Source organism: Bifidobacterium sp. UBA6881, assembly GCA_002451435.1.
Taxonomy (GTDB): domain Bacteria; phylum Actinomycetota; class Actinomycetes; order Actinomycetales; family Bifidobacteriaceae; genus Bifidobacterium.
In genome coordinates this window covers 1-5,149 of record DKCF01000041.1, presented here as the reverse complement: position 1 = coordinate 5,149, position 5,149 = coordinate 1, and the positions used below count along the sequence as shown (strand labels likewise).

The following is a 5,149-nucleotide window of genomic DNA, read 5'->3' as shown; positions in this document are numbered from 1 at the left end:
AACAGCACGTTCACCGCGGAGTAGACCGCCAGATAACGGCCCTTCTTGTCCGGATACTTGCGTGTCACGTTCTTGTAGCCGATCAGCGACGCCATGGAGGCGATCAGCGTGCCCATGCCACCCAGGTTGGTGCCGATGATCAGCTCGCGCCATTGATCGCAGAATCCGGACAGCAGCAACGTGGTCGGCACGTTGGAGATGAACTGGCTGGACACCACGGACACCTCCAGTGGATGCGCGCCCACCAACGAAGCGGCCAGTTCGTAGAATTCCGGCACGCGTTTCATGTTGCCGATGAAGATGAAGAACATGCAGAACGTGAGCGGCAGTCCCCAATCGACATTGCGGAACACGCGGCGATCGCAGAACAGGAACGCGATGAACACGATGACGCACATCACCCACAACGGAATGAAATCGTTCACCGCGAACAGACAGACGACGAACAGCGCCGTATACACAATCGTTCGCCACCCGCCATAGCCGGCGCCGTAACCGGTCACGCGGATCTCGTCGGGCCGCGGCTGGTCGGAATGCGGTGCGAGCACGTTCTGTTCGATGCCGGAACCGTCGATCTCGGAGAATTCCGAAACCGGCTTCTTGCCGAATACCACGCAGGAGATGATGACCAGCAGCACGGCGGCCATGATGGAATACGGCGCCATGATGCCGATCATTTCGGAAGCCGGCATGCCCGTCAGCGCCTTCAGATACAGGTTGTGCGCGTTGCCGATCGGGGTGAGCATGCTGCCGACGTTCGCACCGATGGTCATCAGCGTGCCGACCAGCACCGCATGCTCCTCCATATGCGCCATCGTCAGCACCGCGATGGCGAACGGGATGAACGTGACCAGCGCCACGTCGTTGGTGATGAGCATGCCGGAGAAATACGGCAGCGCGATCAGGGTGATGACCAATCCGCGCGCGGTCTTGACATGGTGCAGCAGACGCGAGCCGATGATGCGGAACACGCCGATGCGTTGGAATCCGCAGACCACGAGCATCAGGCAGATCAGCTGCGAAATGGTGCTGGCGTGGATGTATCCGGCGTATTCGCCATCCGGCGGCACGATAAAACAAGAGATAAGGGCAAGTATGGAAGCTACAACGAGAATGGTCTCGTTCTTCAGGACTTTGACGACCAGTCGCCGCATTCATTCCTCCATGAATCCCGTTTGCAAACCGTTTGCAAAACCGGGCGATTTTCAAACAAACGCCGGCATCCACTTTACCGGAAATTTCCCTTATCACGAACCCTCGGCGTGCTGGATTTCCGACCATTCCAATGGTTTTCATGCCATCAGGCTTACTGCGAATTGGCTTTGCAAACCGACAAACATGGTTTTGCAACCGCAAATCAACGCATTCCACACAGTATATGAACCGAAGATTCACCAACATTTCCATGACGGTTCACCTTTGATTCGGATCCGTCACCATGCGTTCACCAGCGCAATGTCTTTTGAGGCTGAAAGCCGTCCGTCTTCGGCCAGCATTGCCGCCGGACATCCGCGGCCCGATCCGGACTAATCGGCACTGACCGTAGACTCGGCACCGCAAGTAGAGGCTCATGGCCGGCACTTCTAGCCGGCGCGTCGGCCGACACTTCCAGCTGGAGCTCCGGCCAACGTTCCCGATGCCCGCGAACAGCGTCATGCGACGTTGTTGCCGAACACCCGCGATTGCAGGTCCTTACGCAAAGTCTCCAGTTTGGTGATCTGACCAAGCAGGTCGATTTTCTCCGCGCCGTCCGGCAATTGCGCCATGCGGCGTTTCGCGGCGCCGATCCTGCGCATGATTCCCGTGTCGAGCAGTCTTGTGATGAGCTCGGACGCGTATCGGCGTTCGTCGTCCGTCGGCTTGCGCAGTTGGGCGTTCTCCGCCGGTTGCCCTTCGTTGCGTTCCGCATCCGCCTCGCTCGGCGGCAACGGCAACGGCATGACCGCCAGCTCGTTGATGACAGACTCCAGCATAGGCCCGCCGGCCTTGGTGAGATTGTGCATCCACAGCCCCTGCGGCACGTCGTTCCCCGGAAGGCCGCCGGCCGCGGCGATGGCCTGGAACAGGGTGCGGAACACCGGGGTCATGAAACTGGACAGCGTCAGATTGGCGAACAGCGTCGGATCGACCGCGAGCGGCACCTGGATCAGCGTGGCCATGAACTGCTGCTCGCAGATGAACACGGCGTCATCCATGCGATAGTAGGACTGCTCGGCGGCGTCGCGGTGTTCCAGCGCCTTGCGCACCGACGGATTCGCGTACGGATTCATTCCACGCTCCATGCGTTCGGCTCCCCCGCCGGAATACCGACGTTTCGGCGCGTACGCATCCTCGTCGCGCACATGCAGCCGGCGACGCGCCTCATTGACCTCGCGCCGCATGATGTCCAGATCGACGCCGATGCGACGCACCGACTTGCGTGAATACAGGTCGAGCAGCGAACGGTCGCGAATCTGGGCGATCAACGGGGCGACCGCCTTGACCGCGCCCATCTGCCCGGTCGCATACGTGGTGTCGAAGCGACTGATCGCGGTGTCGATCACGAAATCGTACAGCGGCTTGGCATGGGCGATCAACGCGCGCACCGCCTCATTGCCGCGTTTGATGCGCAGATCGCACGGATCGAGGTTGTCTTCGGCGACGGCGACGAACGCCTGCGTGGAAAACGCGGCATCCAGTCCGAATGCGTGGATCGCGGCCTTCTGGCCCGCGGCATCGCCATCGAAGGTGAACACGACGCGCGAGCTCAACGACTGGCCGTCGACCTTCAACGGTCCGACCAGCTGCACGCCGCCCAGGGAATCGTCGGCGATCAGACGGCGCACGATCTTGGCATGCTCGGCGCCGAACGCGGTGCCGCACGTCGCGATCGCGGTGTCGATGCCGGCCAGATGCATCGCCATCACATCGGTGTATCCTTCGACGATGACCGCCTGGCGCTTCTTCACGATCGCCGATTTGGCGAGGTCGATGCCGTAAAGCACCTGGTTCTTGCGGTACAGCTGTGTGTCGGGCGTGTTGATGTATTTCGCGTTGATCGCGTCGTCCTCATACAGTTTGCGCGCGCCGAAGCCGAGCGTGCGCCCCGTCGAATCACGGATCGGCCAGGTGACGCGGCCGCGGAAATAGTCGTATATGCCGCGCTGCCCCTGCCGTGCAAGCCCCGCGTCCAGCATCTCCTTCTGGGTGAATCCCTTGCCCGCCAGATAGCGCACGAGATTGTCCCAGCCCTGCGGCGCGTATCCGCATCCGAAACGCTGGCAATCCGCCTGGCTGAAATTGCGCCCGTCAAGCAGCTTGCGCGCGGCGAGCGCGTCCTTGGTCATGAGCTGCGAGACGAAGAACTCCTGCGCGGCCTCATTCGCCTCCAGCAGGCGCGAGCGCTTCGAGCCGGCGTGTTCCGGCACGTTGTCGCTCTTGTCGTAATGCAGTTCGATATGGTATTTGTCGGCCAGCAGTTCCACCGCGTCGCGGAAATCGACGTTCTCCCGATGCTCGATGTAGCCGAACACGTCGCCGCCGAGCCCGCAGCCGAAGCAATGCCACACGCCGAGCGCCGGTCGAATCGAAAAACTCGGTGTCTTCTCGTCATGGAACGGGCACAATCCCACATACGTGCCGGTCCCCGAAGGCTTCAACGTCACCGTTTCGGATACGATGTCGTACAGATCGGCGACGGCGCGAACTTTTTCGATGTCTTCCTTCTTGATCATTCCCGGCATGTGTTCCAGAGTACCAGCGCGGAGGTATCGGTGAGGCTCGCCACCTGGTCGATGGCCACACGCAGCCGGCCGGCGTCGTCCGCGGCTTCGCGCCAATCATCGAGAAACACCCTTTCCAATCCGTTCGATGGCCTGGGATTGCCTTCCATAAGCATCGCCGTCAGATCGTGGATGATGCGCCGCTCCTTCGCATAGCTCGGCTTGAGTTCGCCCGGAGCCATGACGAAATGCACGGCGATGCCTTTGAGCACGACGATCTCATAGCTGGTCGATTCGGGAATCACCACGTTGCCGGCGTATCTGGCCAGCGGACCATTGCCGTACGCGTCGCGCGTCGCGTTCTCCACAGAATCGGCGAACCGCCCGATCAGGGTGCTGGTCATGTTCTTCAGTTCCGCAAGCGCCCTGCGCGAGCCGTCGAACCGCTCCGGGAACGTTCCTCTGCGCAGCATGCCGAGGAACGCATGCGCCAGCCCGTCGGGATCCCATTGCGGGCCATACCATGCGCGCGCGTCCTCGACCACGGCATCGACCACCGCGCTTTGGCGCAATTCGCCCGGATCGAACGCGCCGGTGGCGATGGCGTCCTCCACGTCATGCACGCTGTAGGCGATGTCGTCCGACAAATCCATGATCTGACATTCGATGGGCCGCGCGAATCGTTGCGGCACGCCTCGCCGGACCCAGTCGAACACTTCCCTATCGTCCGGGTAGACGCAGAATTTCGCGCTTCGCTCGCCTTTCGGATGGTTCGCGGCATCGGCATAGGTCCATGGATATTTGATGACCGCGTCGAGTGACGCGCGGGTGAGGTTCACACCGGCAGAGCGTCCGTCCGGAAACAGTATTTTCGGTTCGAGCCGGGTGAGCAGCCGCAGCGTCTGCGCGTTGCCCTCGAAGCCGCCGATATCGCGGGCGATTTCGGCGAGCGCGCGTTCGCCGTTATGGCCGAACGGCGGATGGCCGAGGTCGTGCGCGAGACAGGCGCAGTCGACCACGTCGGGATCGCAGCCGAGAGACGCGCCGATCTGTCGTCCGATCTGGGCGACTTCCAACGTGTGCGTGAGCCGCGTGCGCGCGAAATCATCGGTACCCGCGACGAGAATCTGCGTTTTCGCGCCGAGACGGCGCAACGCGGATGAATGGATGAGCCGGGCACGGTCGCGCTGGAAGGCGGTGCGCGTGCTGGATTTGGCGGGTTCGGGAGCCCACCGTTCCTCGTCGAATCGGGTGTATCCCTCGCTCGTCATGACGCACCGCCTTTCCTTGGCTCGCCATCGGGTGTGTTTATGGAAACCTTACAGAATGCTCTTGGGATCGAGTTTGGCGAGGTCCTCGGCCGACAACACGTCCGCGGCATGCTCGTACAGACGCGGGATGCGGTTGCGCAGGCAGGTGAAGATCTCGTAGCTGATGGTGCCGGCGGC

General features: G+C 61.7%; 4 protein-coding genes. 1 reads left to right on the top strand and 3 read right to left on the bottom strand.

Annotated features, from left to right (window positions below; all coding sequences use genetic code 11):
* Positions 1 to 1,154: SLC13 family permease (locus tag B3C64_RS03435; RefSeq protein WP_291533748.1), on the bottom strand; the 1,154-nt coding region annotated here is incomplete at its 3' end.
* Positions 1,155 to 1,164: 10 nt separating this feature from the next.
* Between B3C64_RS03435 and B3C64_RS03430 the strand changes: the two genes are divergently transcribed.
* Positions 1,165 to 1,530 (top strand): hypothetical protein, encoded by a 366-nt coding sequence (locus B3C64_RS03430; RefSeq protein WP_291533746.1) that lies wholly within the window; start codon positions 1,165 to 1,167, stop codon positions 1,528 to 1,530.
* Positions 1,531 to 1,652: 122 nt separating this feature from the next.
* On the opposite strand, the gene dnaG is transcribed toward B3C64_RS03430, so the two are convergent.
* Together dnaG and B3C64_RS03420 are read right to left on the bottom strand one after the other, a co-directional pair.
* On the bottom strand, positions 1,653 to 3,722 hold the full coding sequence (gene dnaG, locus B3C64_RS03425; protein WP_291533744.1) for a DNA primase: 2,070 nt from the start codon (positions 3,720 to 3,722) through the stop codon (positions 1,653 to 1,655).
* Entirely contained in the window at positions 3,710 to 4,972 is a 1,263-nt protein-coding gene (locus tag B3C64_RS03420) for a deoxyguanosinetriphosphate triphosphohydrolase (RefSeq protein ID WP_291533742.1), read from the bottom strand. The genes dnaG and B3C64_RS03420 overlap by 13 nt, the downstream gene beginning before the upstream one ends.
* Positions 4,973 to 5,149: the final 177 nt, after the last annotated feature.